The 16,554-nt window shown below is 38.7% G+C and carries 15 protein-coding genes; 12 read left to right on the top strand and 3 right to left on the bottom strand.

Annotated elements, in window-relative coordinates:
• Window positions 1–167: 167 nt before the first annotated feature.
• From serC to I6E82_RS13655, 9 genes are all read left to right on the top strand, one after another.
• Window positions 168–1,250 (top strand): 3-phosphoserine/phosphohydroxythreonine transaminase, encoded by a 1,083-nt coding sequence (gene serC / locus I6E82_RS13695; protein WP_197118109.1) that lies wholly within the window; start codon window positions 168–170, stop codon window positions 1,248–1,250.
• Window positions 1,250–2,527 carry a 3-phosphoshikimate 1-carboxyvinyltransferase gene (gene aroA / locus I6E82_RS13690; protein WP_024590150.1) on the top strand — a complete coding sequence of 426 codons (1,278 nt, stop codon included), beginning with the start codon at window positions 1,250–1,252 and terminating at the stop codon, window positions 2,525–2,527. The genes serC and aroA overlap by 1 nt, the downstream gene beginning before the upstream one ends.
• Window positions 2,528–2,633: 106 nt before the next feature.
• The gene (gene cmk / locus I6E82_RS13685; RefSeq protein ID WP_007583052.1) at window positions 2,634–3,344 is read left to right on the top strand and encodes a (d)CMP kinase; all 711 of its coding nucleotides are present in this window, start codon (window positions 2,634–2,636) and stop codon (window positions 3,342–3,344) included.
• Between the two features lie 95 nt (window positions 3,345–3,439).
• The gene (gene rpsA, locus I6E82_RS13680) at window positions 3,440–5,107 is read left to right on the top strand and encodes a 30S ribosomal protein S1 (protein ID WP_002961176.1); all 1,668 of its coding nucleotides are present in this window, start codon (window positions 3,440–3,442) and stop codon (window positions 5,105–5,107) included.
• A 67-nt stretch (window positions 5,108–5,174) separates the two neighbouring features.
• On the top strand, window positions 5,175–5,462 hold the full coding sequence (gene ihfB / locus I6E82_RS13675) for an integration host factor subunit beta (protein ID WP_007583054.1): 288 nt from the start codon (window positions 5,175–5,177) through the stop codon (window positions 5,460–5,462).
• Window positions 5,463–5,483: 21 nt separating this feature from the next.
• The gene (locus tag I6E82_RS13670) at window positions 5,484–5,765 is read left to right on the top strand and encodes a lipopolysaccharide assembly protein LapA domain-containing protein (RefSeq protein ID WP_007583056.1); all 282 of its coding nucleotides are present in this window, start codon (window positions 5,484–5,486) and stop codon (window positions 5,763–5,765) included.
• Between the two features lie 2 nt (window positions 5,766–5,767).
• Complete coding sequence (gene lapB / locus I6E82_RS13665) at window positions 5,768–6,904, top strand: lipopolysaccharide assembly protein LapB (protein ID WP_010552858.1); 1,137 nt, start codon at window positions 5,768–5,770, stop codon at window positions 6,902–6,904.
• Window positions 6,905–7,255: 351 nt separating this feature from the next.
• Window positions 7,256–7,960, top strand: coding sequence for an orotidine-5'-phosphate decarboxylase (gene pyrF, locus I6E82_RS13660; protein WP_197103360.1), 705 nt, complete (start codon window positions 7,256–7,258; stop codon window positions 7,958–7,960).
• 93 nt (window positions 7,961–8,053) lie between these two features.
• Window positions 8,054–8,428, top strand: a complete 375-nt coding sequence (locus tag I6E82_RS13655) for a hypothetical protein (protein ID WP_007583062.1) — start codon at window positions 8,054–8,056, stop codon at window positions 8,426–8,428.
• A gap of 43 nt (window positions 8,429–8,471) precedes the next feature.
• Here I6E82_RS13655 and I6E82_RS13650 read toward each other — a convergent pair whose 3' ends face one another.
• Together I6E82_RS13650 and I6E82_RS13645 are read right to left on the bottom strand one after the other, a co-directional pair.
• Window positions 8,472–9,305 (bottom strand): CvfB family protein, encoded by an 834-nt coding sequence (locus I6E82_RS13650; protein ID WP_197118108.1) that lies wholly within the window; start codon window positions 9,303–9,305, stop codon window positions 8,472–8,474.
• A 2-nt stretch (window positions 9,306–9,307) separates the two neighbouring features.
• A complete protein-coding gene (locus I6E82_RS13645) occupies window positions 9,308–10,636 on the bottom strand; it encodes a DEAD/DEAH box helicase (protein ID WP_007583068.1) in 1,329 nt (442 codons plus the stop codon).
• A gap of 208 nt (window positions 10,637–10,844) precedes the next feature.
• On the opposite strand from I6E82_RS13645, the gene trhO reads away from it, so the two are divergent.
• The 3 genes from trhO to I6E82_RS13630 all read left to right on the top strand — a co-directional run bounded on the left by trhO (window position 10,845) and on the right by I6E82_RS13630 (window position 14,609).
• Window positions 10,845–11,852 (top strand): oxygen-dependent tRNA uridine(34) hydroxylase TrhO, encoded by a 1,008-nt coding sequence (gene trhO, locus I6E82_RS13640; RefSeq protein WP_007583069.1) that lies wholly within the window; start codon window positions 10,845–10,847, stop codon window positions 11,850–11,852.
• 147 nt (window positions 11,853–11,999) lie between these two features.
• A complete protein-coding gene (locus I6E82_RS13635) occupies window positions 12,000–13,895 on the top strand; it encodes a DUF294 nucleotidyltransferase-like domain-containing protein (RefSeq protein ID WP_197118107.1) in 1,896 nt (631 codons plus the stop codon).
• Window positions 13,896–13,898: 3 nt separating this feature from the next.
• The gene (locus I6E82_RS13630; RefSeq protein ID WP_165721556.1) at window positions 13,899–14,609 is read left to right on the top strand and encodes a 3'-5' exonuclease; all 711 of its coding nucleotides are present in this window, start codon (window positions 13,899–13,901) and stop codon (window positions 14,607–14,609) included.
• Window positions 14,610–14,851: 242 nt separating this feature from the next.
• On the opposite strand, the gene I6E82_RS13625 is transcribed toward I6E82_RS13630, so the two are convergent.
• The gene (locus I6E82_RS13625) at window positions 14,852–16,432 is read right to left on the bottom strand and encodes a BCCT family transporter (protein ID WP_024590156.1); all 1,581 of its coding nucleotides are present in this window, start codon (window positions 16,430–16,432) and stop codon (window positions 14,852–14,854) included.
• Window positions 16,433–16,554 lie beyond the last annotated feature (122 nt).

Genomic DNA, 16,554 nt, shown 5'->3' with positions numbered 1-16,554 from the left:
AGTTGTTCTAAATGAGAATTTTTTAACGCAAGTAGCGACACGTTTAGCCCCGCAAAATGATTAAGTATTATTGCGGATTGGTATTATTCATTAAATTTTAAAGGTTTAGCGGATTGGTATTAAATGTTCATGCTTAGTAGTTAAATTACTGGAATGAGGCAAAGGTAATGAGTAAATATAATTTTTGTGCGGGGCCAGCTATGCTTCCGCAAGCGGTTATGAAAAAAGCGCAAAAAGAGTTTCTAGATTGGCAAGACCTAGGTGTGTCTGTGATGGAGATTAGCCATCGTAGTAAAGAGTTTTTAGCGCTTACAGCTAAATGTGAAGTTAGCCTTCGTCGCCTAATGAATATTAGTGATGAATTTGAAGTGCTGTTTATGCATGGTGGTGGTCGTGGCCAGTTTAGTGCTGTGCCATTAAACTTACACCAAGAAGGCAAAACAGCGTTTTATTGTGAGAATGGCGTTTGGTCGAAAAGCGCCAGAGATGAAGCGAATAAGTTTACTCAAACGTCTTTTACGGATGTCCGTAATGATGCTGATGGTGAGTTTTCAATTAAAGACGTTGCTGACTGGGAATTACCAGAAGACGCTGCGTACATCCACTATTGCCCTAATGAAACTGTCGATGGCTTAGAGATTTTTGATGTACCAAGCCACCCAACAGCTCCGATTATTGCTGATATGTCTTCAACTATTTTATCGCGTGAGATAGACGTTAATAAATTTGATTTGATTTACGCTGGTGCGCAAAAAAATATCGGTCCATCGGGCATATCAATTGTTATTGTTCGTAAAACATTACTTGAGCGCGAAGGTTTGCCAAAGCCCGGTATTTTAGATTACGCACTTGAAGCAAAGCAGGGCAGTATGTTTAATACCCCACCTACCTTTGCTTGGTATTTAGCGGCTGAAGTATTTGAATGGCTTGAAAGCAATGGTGGGGTAAAAGCCATGGAAGCACAAAATATTGCTAAAGCAAATTTACTGTATGATTTTATCGATAACTCAGATTTTTATTCAAATATAGTCGCTAAACATTGCCGCTCACGCATGAATGTTCCATTTTGGTTAAACGATGAAAGCTTAAATAGCAAATTTGTTGCTCAATCAAGCGAGGCCGGTTTACTTGCACTTGAAGGTCACAGAATTGTGGGCGGTATGCGCGCAAGTATTTATAACGCTATGCCTCTTGAAGGTGTTCAAGCACTTGTAGATTTTATGGCTGCATTTGCAAAGGAGCACAGCTAATGGAGCAGCTCCGTTTAGAACCTATTTCTAAAGTAAATGGCACGGTAACCCTACCAGGTTCAAAGAGTCTATCGAACAGAATTTTATTATTAGCAGCACTGGCAAACGGTACCACCGTTGTAGAGAACTTACTTGATAGTGACGATATACGCCATATGCTGGGTGCTTTAAAGTTATTGGGTGTAAATGTAACTTTAAATGATGAACACACTGTAGCGACCGTAGAGGGAGTTGGTGGTGTGTTTAATACACCTACTGAGCCCTTGTTTTTAGGTAATGCGGGTACTGCTTACAGACCTTTAACGGCTGTACTTGCTGCCGTTGCTGGTGAGTATGAGCTAATAGGCGAGCCACGTATGGAAGAGCGTCCGATAGGGCACTTAGTTGATGCTCTACAAGCGCTTGGTGGTGATGTTACTTATACAAAACACAAAGACTATCCACCACTTAAAATTGTAGGTGGTCAAATAAAAGGTGGTGAGGTTGAAATTGACGGTAGTATTTCAAGTCAATTTTTAACGGCTCTATTAATGGCAGCGCCATTATTTAGCGGTGATACAACGATAACGATTAAAGGTACTTTAGTATCTAAACCTTATATTGATATTACGCTTGATGTAATGGCACGTTTTGGTGTTAATGTTGAACACAGTGATTATGCAACTTTTAAAGTTAAAGGTGGTCAACAGTATCAATCACTCGAACGAATTATGGTTGAAGGCGATGCATCTTCTGCTTCTTACTTTGTTGCTGCGGCTGCAATTGCTGGCGGCGAGATTGAAATTAAAGGCGTGGGTGCTAAATCAGTTCAAGGTGATATAGGCTTTGCTAAAGTAATGGAGCAAGTAGGCGCGAAAATCGATTGGTATGATGAGCGTTTAGTTGTTCGCAAAGGCGAATTAAAAGGCGTAGATATTGACGCTAATGCAATTCCTGATGCTGCTATGACCCTTGCAACAGTTGCTCTTTTCGCTAAAGGCCCAACTGCTATTCGTAACATTTATAACTGGCGAGTAAAAGAAACAGACCGTTTATATGCGATGGCAACTGAGCTTAGAAAAGTAGGTGCAGAAGTGGTAGAAGGGCATGACTTTATAGAAATTACACCGCCTAAACACTTCAACGATGTAGCAATAGACACTTACGACGATCACCGTATAGCCATGTGTTTTGCAATGGTTGCCGTTGGTGGAAAGCCAATAACGATTAATGATCCAAAGTGTACCTATAAAACATTTCCTACATTTTTCAATGTTTTAGCGTCAGTCAGTGAATAAGCTAATTAGAAGTAATTACAAAAGTTACACACTAATAGCAGATATATTTTAATAACTGAAGTATAATGTCGCGGTTTATTTAGGTGTGCATTGCAGGAGGTTTTAAATGCAGGCGTTATTAATGCCCGTGATCACCGTTGATGGCCCAAGTGGTTCAGGTAAAGGAACTGTTTGTCGCTTGTTAGCCGACAAGTTAGGGTGGGATGTATTAGATAGCGGTGCGATTTATCGCGTTTTATCTTTAGCTGCACTTCATCACCAAATTGCATTAGACAATGAAGAAGGGCTTGTCCCTCTTGCTGCAAATTTAGATGTGCAGTTTTTGGTAGATAGCCAAACTAATGCAGGAAAAGTTATTTTAGAAGGCGAAGATGTAACTACTACTATTCGTAATGAAGAAGTAGGCGCTGCAGCATCAAAAGTTGCAGCATTACCTCGCGTTCGTGAAGCGTTATTACGTCGCCAGCGTGCATTTCGCACTGAAAACGGCTTAATTGCCGATGGCCGTGATATGGGCACTGTGGTTTTTCAAGATGCGCCGTTAAAAATATATTTAACAGCAAGTGCAGAAGAGCGTGCTCGTAGACGCTTTGTTGAGTTGAATACGCGCGGTCTTGATGTTACACTAAGTGGTCTATTACAGGACATTCAAGCTCGTGACGAGCGCGATATGAATCGTGCCGTTGCTCCGCTTGTACCTGCAGATGATGCTATTGAGCTTGATACTAGCGAGCTCAATGCACAGCAAGTGTTTGATAAGGTAATAACTTTATTGGATATTGCAATCTCTGAAGGTAAGCTTCCTAAACGAAGCTAAACACATTTTATGCGCCAGCAGGATGCCAGTGCTATTTTAACAACCCCATGCAGCATGGTTGCTTATTGGTATTAATATATGAGACGTATATTCGTATGTCAGAAAATTTTGCGCAGTTATTTGAAGAAAGCTTAAAGGGTTTTGAAGCAGAGCAAGGCTCTATCGTTAAAGGTACAGTAATCTCTATCGAGAATAACATTGTACTTGTAGATGCTGGTCTTAAATCAGAAAGTGCTATCCCTGCAGAGCAGTTCAAAAATGCTGCTGGTGAACTTGAAGTTGCTGTAGGCGACGAAGTAGATGTTGCACTAGATGCAATTGAAGACGGTTTCGGTGAAACTATTCTTTCTCGTGAGAAAGCTAAGCGTCACGAAGCATGGATCCGTCTTGAGAAAGCATGTGAAGAGCAAGAGACTGTTACTGGTGTTATCAACGGTAAAGTTAAAGGCGGTTTCACAGTTGAAGTTGATTCAATCCGTGCTTTCCTACCTGGTTCACTTGTTGATGTTCGTCCAGTACGTGACACAACTCACCTTGAAGGCAAAGAGCTTGAATTTAAAGTAATCAAGCTTGACCAAAAACGTAACAACGTTGTTGTTTCACGTCGTGCAGTTATCGAATCTGAAAACTCACAAGAACGTGAAGAGCTTCTTGCTAACCTTGTTGAAGGCCAAGAAGTTAAAGGTATCGTTAAGAACCTTACTGACTACGGTGCATTCGTTGACCTTGGTGGTGTTGATGGTCTACTACACATTACTGATATGGCTTGGAAGCGTGTTAAGCACCCTTCAGAAATCGTTAATGTTGGCGACGAAATCGCAGTTAAAGTTCTAAAATTCGACAAAGATAAAACTCGTGTATCTCTAGGCCTTAAACAGCTTGGTGAAGATCCATGGGCAGCTATCGCTGGTCGTTACCCAGAAGGTTCTAAACTTTCTGGTCGTGTTACTAACCTTACAGATTACGGCTGTTTCGTGGAAATCGAAGAAGGCGTTGAAGGTTTAGTACACGTTTCTGAAATGGATTGGACTAACAAAAACATCCATCCTTCAAAAGTTGTTAGCTTAGGCGACACTGTTGAAGTTATGGTTTTAGAAATTGACGAAGAACGTCGTCGTATTTCTCTTGGTCTTAAGCAATGTATTGCTAATCCTTGGCAGGAATTTGCTCGTCTACAAAACAAAGGCGATCAAGTTACTGGTAAGATCAAATCAATCACTGACTTCGGTATCTTTATCGGTCTTGACGGTGGTATTGACGGTCTTGTACACCTTTCAGACATTTCTTGGAACACACCTGGCGAAGAAGCTGTACGTGAATTCAAGAAAGGCGACGAAATCACTGCTATCGTATTGCAAGTTGACCCAGAGCGTGAACGTATCTCTCTAGGTGTTAAGCAAATCGAAGCTGACCCATTCAATAACTACCTTGATGCAAACAAAAAAGGTGCTATTGTTAAAGGTAAAGTGACTGAAGTTGATGCGAAAGGCGCAACTGTTGAACTTATCGAAGGCGTTGAAGGTTACATCCGTGTAGCTGATATCGCTCAAGAACGCGTTGAAGATGCAACTACTGTTGTTTCTGTAGGCGACGAGATTGAAGTTAAATACGTTGGTGTTGATCGTAAGAACCGCACTTTAAGCTTATCTGTAAAAGCTCTTTTCGAAGCAGAAGAGAAAGAAGTACTAGAGAAGCTTAAGAAAGAAGAGCCAGTGTTTGAAAACGCAATGGCAGCTGCTTTCGCAAATGCACAAAAAGACTAATATATAATTAGTTTTTAGTTGGAAGGGCATTTTTTGCCCTTCCTATATCTCTTTTTAAGGAAACGCTATGACTAAGTCAGAACTGATAGAAACACTTGCGGAACAACACGCACACGTTCCAGTGAAAGATGTTGAGAATGCTGTAAAAGAAATTCTTGAACAAATGGCCGGCTCATTATCTACTTCAGATCGTATTGAGATCAGAGGTTTTGGTAGTTTCTCTTTGCATTTCCGCGCTCCTCGCACAGGTCGTAATCCTAAGACTGGCGATACAGTTGAGCTTGAAGGAAAGCATGTACCTCATTTTAAACCAGGCAAAGAATTACGCGACCGCGTAAATGAAAGCATTGCCTAGTTAACTTAGTGGAGTAGTTACTTGTTCAAGGTATTAAAAATTATTCTGGTTGCGCTATGCCTCATCAGTGCATTTGTATTAGGGTCACAAAACCCACAGTTAGTACAAATAAATTATATTATAGCCAGTAATACACTACCTTTAGCTGTAATAATAAGTATCTGCTTTTTATTAGGTGTTTTAGTGGGTTGTTTTATTAGCTTTAAATTGTTTTCACAATTAAAGTGGCAAAACTACCGCTTAAAAAAGCAATTAGCGCCTGAAAAAGATAAAAAAAAGCTTGCCGCGAATAAAGACACCTAACTATGATTGAGCTTTTGTTTTTACTATTACCTGTTGCCGCCGGTTACGGCTGGATTATGGGTAAAAACAGTGCTAAAAACCAAGCTCATCAACTAAATCGTCAGATCACTTCTGAATACAGCAAAGGCTTAAAGTTTCTACTCGACAGAGAAGAAGACCAAGGCTTAGAGCACTTGATTAATTTGCTTGAAGTTTCAGCTGACTCTGTTGAACACTATTCTACACTTGCCACCATGTTTCGCCGTAGAGGTGAATTAGACCGCGCAATTAAAATTCATGAACTTCTATTAAAACACCCAGGCTTAAATGAACAACAAGCTGCAACTAGCCGTTTAGAACTTGCCGAAGATTATATAATGGCTGGTCTACTAGATAGTGCAGAAGAGCACTTAGTTTGGTTAGTTAAGGCTGGCCATGTAGAAGCGCTAGACCCTATTATTACTTTATATTCGCAAACCCGTGAATGGGAAAAAGGCATCAACATGTTTGAAGCCCACAGCGAACTATTTTCAAAAGAACAACAATTTAAAGCGATTGCTAATTTTTATTGTGAATCAGCTTTAAGTGATAACACACCCCAACTAATGAGAAAAGCGATTAGCTTAAATTATAAAGCCGTACGTCCGCTTTACGAGTTAGGATTAGTTGCTTACGCGAAAGAAGATTACGTTAAAGCTATTTATTACTGGCGTGAGCTTGTATCACAATTCACTTTGTTTGCGCCGTTGTTTATTGATGAGCTAGCTCACAGCTATAAACAATTAAATTTAACGCATCAATTTCATGAATTAGTCAGTGACTTGTTAGAAAAGGGCGGTGTATTAATTAAAATAAAACATTGCCAAGCATTGCTTGAGCAAGGACACACTAAACAAGCCTTTGAATTTCTAACTGATAGCTTAAAACGTCAACCTACTATTCGTGGTTTCAGTTTTTTACTGCAATTAATGGGTGACCAAAATAAAAATACTAAAGAAGTACTTAATGAAATTGATAAGCTTGTAACCTCTTATATTGCTACAAAACCTGATTTCCAATGTCAGCATTGCGGTTTTACAAGCTACACCATATATTGGAATTGCCCTTCTTGTAAGCATTGGGAAACCATTGTTCCAAGTCGAGGCTTAGACGGATTTTAATAACCCCTTAAATAATATCGGATTTAACTATGATAATTTTAGCAAATTAAACTGAGAGTTTACTGGGTTGGAATTTTTTGATGTTGTGTCTATATAAATTTCTCTACACCTTCTCTCAAATTACCAGCTAGCACTATTGCATTAAATCTACTTATACAATTACTTTATATCAATTCGCTTAATTAAGTGGTCTGTTTTGAGGTAAGAAAATTGTGTCGATAACAAGGCAAAAAATTTCGTAATATTATTGTTCTATATAAGAAATTTTTAACGCAGTTAGCGTCAGATTTGGTCCTCAAATTGATTAAGTATTATTGCGGATTGGTATTATAGCCATACATTAGGATAGTCATGTCTTTCGAACAGTCAAAAAAAATTCTTATAGCATTAGATTACGATGATCAAGAGGTTGCTTTAAACTTTGTTAAACAACTTTCTCCTGATACATGTCGTCTTAAAGTAGGCAAAGAGATGTTTACTTATTTTGGACCTGCATTTGTTAAAGAGTTAATTGATTTAGGTTTTGATGTTTTTCTAGATTTAAAATTTCATGACATCCCTAATACAGTAGCTAAAGCTGTTACTGCAGCTGCGAAAATGGGTGTGTGGATGGTAAACGTTCATGCTTCTGGTGGTTTTGAAATGATGAGCAAAGCTAAATCGGCTCTAGAACAATTTGGCGATAAAGCGCCATTACTTATCGCGGTTACTGTATTAACAAGCATGGATGAAACAGAACTAAAGCGTTTAGGCGTTGATAAATCTGCTCAAGAGCAAGTTATATATTTAGCTAAGCTTGCAAAGGAAGCAGGGCTTGATGGCGTTGTGTGTTCTGCACAAGAAGCAAAAGCTTTAAAAGCAGAGTTAGGTGAGAACTTTAAACTTGTAACACCAGGTATACGTCCTGAAGGCAGTGATGCTGGCGATCAAAAGCGTATTATGACTCCTAAGCAAGCAATAGATGCAGGAAGTGATTATTTAGTTATAGGACGACCTATTACTCAGGCGGATGATCCCGTAAAAGTGCTTAGTGATGTTAATAGATCTATAGAATAATTTAACAAAAAGCAGCAATATAGTGCTAAAAGCCCTTACCTCATGTGTATTTTATGTTACATTATTAGGATTGAAATGTAGTAGGGGTTTGTTTTGAAGTTATTATTAGGTTTTATAATTATTATTGTTGCGGGTTTTTCAGTAAATAAAAATCTTTTTTCTAATAAAGCATATGATGATGTTACATCAGTAACAGATATAATCACGAATTACCCTGTCAATATGTTCGATTTTAAACAAACAATGCAAGATTATGCACACCACCTGTGTTACAAAAATGAGGATACACTTACATCTCAGCATATAACAGTAACTGATTGCATATCTAAGCTTGATGATAAAAAAATAGAATGCGAAAAGAAGGTTTTTCGTTTGGCACCGCTTAACCTAGAGTCAAAAGGTGAAGTGCTTGATTATTCAAGGCAATATACGCAATGTACATTGCCTTATAAGTATATTTTAGGTTAATTACAAACAGATAATATTAGTAATTACAGCCTATTATTTATAATTAAGATCTTAAGCGAATGGATTTCGCTTCAATATCTATCAACTCTTGTTTGAATAATCCACCAATTGCTTTTTTATAGTTAGCTTTACTAGTAGAAAACATCTTTTTTATTGCTTCAGGTTCAGATTTATCACCTAATGGGATAACACCACCTTCATTTTTTAGTTTTTGCATAATAGTTTCACCAAGGTCACTTACTTTTCCCATACCTGGTTTTTCTAATACAACATCAATTTTTCCATCTTCACGTACTTTCTGAATGAAGCCTTTAAGCTTTTGACCCACAAATAAGCTTTTAAATACCATATTATAAAAAACAACACCGAAATGCGATTCTTCAATTAATACCTTGTAGCCAATATCTGTTTTGCCAGCAACAATTAAATCCACTTCTTGTAAGTGAATATATTGCGGCTCATCTTTAGATAGGAAGCGATTAAAGTTGTTTGATGCACAAATACGTTGGCTTGCATTATCAAGGTACAAACGAACTAAATATGAGTGACCTTCTTGCATGCGTGGTTTTTGTTCGTTAAACGGGGTTAGTACATCTTTCTCAAGACCCCAATCTAAAAATGCACCAATACTATTAATTTCTTTAACGCGAAGCAGGGCATATTCACCTACTTGTGCGTGTGGCTTTTTAGTTGTGGCAGTTGCTAAGTTAGCGTTGTCTAAAAAGATAAATACACTAATGCTATCGCCCGCTTCAAGCTCATGTTTAATTTCTTGTTTTGGTAAAAACACTTCACCTAAATCATGACCATCTAAGTAAGCACCTTCGTTACTCACTTCTTTTACAAATAATGTTTGTGTGGTTCCTAGGTAACTCATAATTATTCCTGCTCAGTCTTTTTTTTACGGCGCATTGGTGTATCGCCATCAATGTTCATTGGTGCTTTAATTGGTGCTGTTGGCTTTTTAGGTTTGGCTTTGCGTTTAAATACAGGCTTTTTAACAGCGGCGGATTTTTCTTTAGATTTATCCCACGTTGCCTCAGGCTTTTTCTCTTTTAAACCTTTAAACTTAGCTTTTAAGCCCTCTACGCTCGCAAATTTTAACTCATCATTTAAAAATGCTTTAATAGCTAAATAACTTGCCCAATCTTTTGGGCCAACTAATGAAATTGCGTTACCTTTAAAGCCAGCTCGTCCTGTACGACCTATGCGGTGTACATACTCTTCAGCGTGTTTTGGTAAATCAAAGTTAATAACATGCGTTACACTTAGTAAATCTAAACCACGAGATGCAACATCGGTGGTGATTAATATTTTAAAGTTTTCGCGACTAAACGAATCCATTATATCTAAACGTTTATTTTGTGTTAAATCACCAGCAAGCGCTACAGACTTGAAGCCTTTAGCATTAAGCGCTTCACTCAAGCGACTCGTGTCAGAACGTGTTGCTGTGAAGATAATGCATTGACCAACATCATCTTGATTCAAAAAGTGCTCTAATAGCGCTTCTTTGTGATCAAGGTGATCGGCTAGATATAAAGTTTGTTTAATATCGCTATGTTGCTCGTTCGCTGCACTTAGCGTAATTTGCTTTGGTTTTTTTAATAGGTTACGTGATAGAGCATCTACTTGAGCATGGTCAAGTGTTGCAGAAAACAATAACGTTTGACGTAAACGGTGATTAGCTTGCTCGTTAATCATTTTTAACTGCTCGGTAAAGCCTAAATCTAAAATACGATCGGCTTCATCAAAAATAAGCAGTTCTAGTCCACTCAATTGTAATGAACGTTTTGTAATGTGATCAGCTAAACGCCCTGGTGTAGCAACTACGAATTGTGGGTCGTTTCTAAGTGCTTTTATTTGGTCATTAAAGTTTTCGCCACCAAGTATTTTTACGGCCTTAATGGCTGTGCCTGCAATTAATAAACGCAGCTGGGTAAATACTTGCGTAGCAAGCTCACGAGTAGGAGCAACAATAAGTACACGAGGATCGCGTTTACTGAGTGCTTTTTGTTTCATAACCCTTTGTACAGCAGGTAATAAAAACGCCAAGGTTTTGCCCGACCCAGTTTTAGACTGAGCGAAAATGTCATGCCCTGCAAGTGCGGTAGGCACTGCATGCGCTTGAATATCGGTGGGCTGGGTGATCCCTTGATGTGCTAGTTGTGTTTCAAGGCGTGTATCAATCCCAAGATCAGTAAACTGCAATGTGTGTTTCTCCAAAATGAGCAAATTAAGTCTATAAATTTATCAGCGCATTATAGCTTACACAGATAGGTCGCTAACAGTAAAAACCAATCTATAGCGCTATTTTTTGCAATTAAACTAAAAAAGCGTAAAATACGCGCCCCATATGCGCCGGATTTACGATTCGGTAAACGCCAATACTGGCTAATAAGGCAAAATAGGAAATAGAATGACTGTTGTTCATAAAGATAATGTAACGGGCGATCACTTTGTAGTATGTGCGCTGTATAAATTTGTTGGTTTACCTGAATTTGAAGCTATCCGTAAGCCGTTGCTTGAAGTGATGGAAGCAAATGAAGTACGCGGTACTTTACTACTCGCTGCCGAAGGTATAAACGGCACTGTTTCTGCAAAACGTGAAGGGATAGACAACTTATTAGCATGGCTTGATGAGCAACCAAATTTAAAAAACATTGTAACAAAAGAATCTTACGATGATGAATGCCCGTTTTACCGCACTAAAGTAAAACTAAAAAAAGAAATTGTAACGATGGGCGTTGAAGGCGTAGATCCGCTTAAAGTTGTGGGTAGCTATGTAAAGCCAAATGAGTGGAACGCACTTATATCTGATCCAGAAGTAATTTTAATTGATACACGTAATGATTACGAAATTGAAATTGGTACATTTCAAAATGCAGTCGATCCAAATACTAAAACTTTTCGCGAATTTCCACAGTGGGCTAAAGAAAATTTAGACCCTGAAAAACATAAAAAAGTAGCGATGTTTTGTACAGGTGGTATCCGCTGCGAAAAATCGACGGCCTACATGAAAGAGCAAGGTTTTGACGAAGTTTATCATCTTGAAGGCGGCATTTTAAAATATCTAGAAGAAGTGCCAAAAGAAGAAACCATGTGGGAAGGCGAATGTTTTGTATTTGATAATCGCGTTGCGGTTGATCACGACTTACAAAAGGGCTCTTATGATCAATGCCACGCGTGCCGTATGCCAATTACAGAAGACGAAAAGTTAAAGCCTGAATACATGGAAGGTGTATCTTGTCATCATTGTATTGAAGAAGTGACAGACGAGCAGCGAACACGTTTTGCGGAGCGCCAAAAGCAAATAGAATTAGCGCAAGCGCGTGGTGAAGGCCATATTGGTAATGAAGCACAAGCTGTTTTACAGCAACGTAAAGAAGCTAAAAAAGCCCAAAAAGACGCTCAGCGCGGTAAATAAATTTTTACAATAAGTATTACACTTAAAGAGTCTATTTAGGCTCTTTTTTGTGTCCAAAATTGTGCAGTAATTGTTTTCACACCCCGATGATAGTGTTAATCTGAAAAATAGATTTAGTCATTTTAATGCGCATATAGGAAGGGATTTATGCAAGCCGAACAAGTTGAAATCGCACAATTTTTAGCACAACATCCTCCTTTTGATGACTTACCTCAAAAAGCGCTTAATGAGCTAGCTCAACAAGTAGAAGTTGCTTATTTTAGAGCAAAAACAGACATTTTAAGTTTTGGACAAGACATATCTGATTTGTATGTGATTAGAAGTGGTTCTGTAGAAATGTATCGCCGAAATGGTGAGCTATACAATCGTTTGGCCATCGCAGGAATATTTGGTCAAATGGGTTTATTGATGAACCGTAAGGTGCGTTTTCCTGCAACTACTCTTGAAGATACGTTAGTTTATTGTATAAATGTCGAGCTATTTAATCGTTACTGTGATGAGTTTGATGCGTTTGCTGATTACTTTGAAACAGATGGTAACGTGCGTTTACATCAAGCTATTGTTGAACAAGCCGATGGCAATGACCTTACAACCGCTAAAGTAAAATCATTAATTCACAGAGATGTAGTCACCGTAGATGCAACATCTACAATACAAGATATCGCTAAATTAATGACCGAAGAGGCGGTATCGTCAGTTTTGGTAACCGATGTAAATAAACCAATAAACGACGATCCTGAGGAAGATGATGGACAAGTCGTTGGCATAATAACCGATAGGGATTTACGCTCAAAAGTAGTGGCTAAAGGACTTGATTTTAACACACAAGCAAAAGAGATTATGTCTACTAACTTAGTGCTTTTAGATGCTAATGACTATATTTTTGAAGCGGTACTGGCCATGCTCAGAGATAATCTTCATCATTTACCCGTAGTACAAAAAAGACGTCCTATAGGAGTTATCTCCCTCTCTGATATTTTACGTTACGAATCGCAAAGCAGCTTATTACTTGTACGCGGCATACTTGCTCAACAAACAATTGAGGATTTAGCGCATTATGCACGCCAATTACCCAATGTTTTTGTGCGTATGGTTAACGAAGATGCAAATTCACACATGATTGGTACTGCCATGGCTGTTATTGGACGTACTTTTAAACAAAGATTACTTGTATTAGCTGAAGAAAAGTTTGGTCCACCTCCCGTTCCTTATTGTTTTATTGCACTGGGCTCCATGGCTCGCGACGAGCAACTTATTGTAACTGATCAAGATAACGCACTAATTTTAGATGACAGTTACGACGATGAAAAACATAACGCGTACTTTCAAAATATTGCCGATTTTGTGTGTGATGGCTTAGCGCAGTGTGGTTACACCTACTGTGATGGAGAAATAATGGCGTCGTTTAAAAAATGGCGTAAAACTCGCTCAGAGTGGTTCGATCAATTTGCTGATTGGATAGCCCAGCCAAAACCACAAGCACTGCTTAATAGCTCTATATTTTTTGATTTAGACGGTGTGTGGGGCAAAACCAAGTGGGCCGACGAGCTTAAAATATTTATAGCGAAACAAAGTAAAGTGAATCGTATATTTCTAGCAAATATGGCGGCAAATGCTCGAAATAGGACACCACCTCTTGGCTTTTTTAAAGGCTTTGTTATGGAGCATAACGGCCAACATAAGCGTTCAATGAACTTAAAACGAAGAGGTACTGCACCACTTTCTGATGTTATACGTGTACACGCATTAGCTATTGGTTCGCGTAAACAAAACTCGTTTGAGCGATTAGAAGATATTATTGAAGCTAAGCTATTACCGCAGGGTAAAGCGCAAGATTTACGTGATTCACTTGAGTATATTGCTATGATGCGAATTCGCCATCAAGCGTGGCAAATAGAGAAGGGCGAAGAGCCTGATAACGACTTAGACCCACATTTACTGTCTCCTTTTGAACAGCGAAACTTGAAAGAGGCATTCGCTATTTTAGAAAAAGCACAAAGCTATTTAAAATTTAGCTACACAGCAAACTCTGGTGTGAAGTAGCCTATGAATCCGCGCAATTATAAAGCAGTTGATTGGCAAGCTAGATACAACGAGCTTGCTAACAACACCGAAAATAAACTTCTAAAACACTTTTATGCAGGTGCTTATAACCAAGATAAAGCCGCAGTAGAAGATGTGCCTTTTGTAGCAATGGACTTTGAAACAACAGGTTTAAATAGCCAGAACGACGATATAGTGAGTGTTGGCTTAGTGCCGTTTAATTTAAAGCGTATTTATTGCAAACACAGTCGGCATTGGGTTGTTCAACCAAGACGTAACCTGCATGAAGAGTCTATTTTAATCCATGGAATAACGCACTCTGAGGTGGATGACGCCCCTGATTTTAACCGAATTATTGAACCTTTACTTGAAGCGCTAAGTGGCAAAGTTGTCGTGGTGCATTACGCTGCAATAGAGCGCCATTTTTTAAATAATGCGTTATTACTGAGGCTTAAAGAAGGTATTGAGTTTGCTCTTGTTGACACAATGGAGCTAGAAAAAAGAGCACTAAAAGAGAGGCAAGGTTTATTAGGCCGATTATTTAATACAAAACTAGGCTCGCTCAGATTAACAGATTGCCGTGCGCGTTATTCCCTACCTGCGTACCAAAATCATAATGCGTTAACGGATGCACTTGCCACAGCTGAGCTTTTACAAGCGCAACTGAGTCATCATTACCGTGTAGATACTCCAATCTCAGAGTTGTGGGTATAATACTAATACGCAATAATACTTTAATCATATTGAGGGTTAAACCTGACGCTAGCTGCGTTAAAAATTTCTCATTTAGAGCAATTAAATAAAGAAATTTTGCCTTACTATCGAGAAGTTTTTCCTGCCACAAAATAGATCACTTTATTAAGCGAATGGATATAACCTTAAATAGTTAAATAAAAAAGCGCCGCAAAAATTGCGGCGCTTTCGTTACTAATTAAAAGTATTGCTTACTAAAAGTATTATTTAACTGGGCGAGGCTCAGTTCGTAAACCTAAAACTAAGCTTAAACACATAAACAACAATACAATAGTAAATGGCAAGCCTGTAGAAACAGCACCTGCTTGTAGTGCTTCGATTGCTTGTGTACCACCAATCCAAAGTAAGGCCGCTGCAATTGCGCCCTCTACCGTTGCCCAAAATATACGTTGTGGCACCGGTGCGTCAATTTTACCGCCAGCTGTAATTGAATCAATGACTAATGAGCCTGAGTCAGATGACGTAATAAAAAATACTAACACTAATATAATCGCAATAAATGATAAGATATTAGATAGAGGTAATGCATCAAACATCTGGAACATAGCTAAAGGGACATCAGTTAAACCATTAGTGCCTAGTGCACCAACACCATTAACTACTTGATCAATAGCAATACCGCCGTATATAGACATCCATAAAATAGTGACAGCAGTAGGGACGAGTAATACCGCAATTAAGAACTCACGAATTGTACGACCACGTGATACACGCGCGATAAACATACCTACGAACGGTGACCAAGAAATCCACCAAGCCCAGTAAAATACAGTCCAGCCATGCATCCATGTTTCGTCTTCACGGCCGTGAGGATTACTCAATGGAATAATGTTTTCTACATAGCCCATCACGGTAGTCGGTACATTACCCATTGCTACAGCAAAGCCCACTAAACAAACAAACAATAATAATGAGAAAGCAATTAACATGTTTACATTACTTAGCAGTTTCACACCACCGTCAATACCGCGAACCACAGAAACAATGGCTAAAAGTGTTACACCCGCAATAACTAGAATTTGAGAGCCAATGCCACCTTCTGTACCAAATACATGGTTAATACCTGCAGAGGCTTGTTGAGCACCTAAACCTAAAGATGTTGCAAGGCCAAATAACGTAGCAAGTACAGCTAAGATATCAATGATATGACCAGGCCAACCCCATGCTCTATCACCTAATATAGGATAAAAAATAGAACGAATAGAAAGCGGTAAACCTTTGTTATACGTAAAAAATGCAAGAGATAAACCAACAACAGCGTAAATAGCCCAAGGATGAAGACCCCAATGGAACATAGTTGCGCCCATTGCTAATTTTGCAGCTTCTGGTGTATTAGCGGCTACATTAAGTGGTGTTTCGTACCAACCAGTAAAGTAAGCAACCGGTTCAGCAACGCCCCAAAACATAAGGCCGATACCCATACCTGCAGCAAATAACATAGCAAGCCATGAAACTCGAGAGTGAGAAGGTTTAGCATCATCACCACCAAGGCGAATATTCCCGTAAGGAGAAACAATAAGTGCTAAACAAAAGAGTACAAAGAAGTTAGCAGCCCACATAAATAGGGCATCAAAATTATTAATAATATCGGTCTTGATACTATCAAGCGCTGTTTTTGCAGTTTGTGGGTCGGTAACAAGTATGGCGATTAAAAAGATGACAATCAGGCCCGCACTAGTTCCAAAAACAGGGTTGTGTATATCAAACCCCCACTTTTGTACGTTGTCCTGACCTACGGTGTAGTCCGTATTGTCAATACTATATTTGTCATGATTTTCCTTCATGCAATACCTCTTTAGTTGTCCTAACAAGCCAAAATAAATTCGGCGTCATATCGAATTACATTAGCCTTTAAATATTAAGTAAAAAGTAATACCGTAATTATTTGAAGACTAACTAATTTGAA

Source organism: Pseudoalteromonas sp. NZS11 (assembly GCF_015864765.1).
Taxonomy (GTDB): Bacteria; Pseudomonadota; Gammaproteobacteria; order Enterobacterales; family Alteromonadaceae; genus Pseudoalteromonas; species Pseudoalteromonas arctica.
The sequence above is the reverse complement of the archived record's forward strand: the minus strand, read 5'-3'. Positions and strand labels throughout refer to the sequence as shown.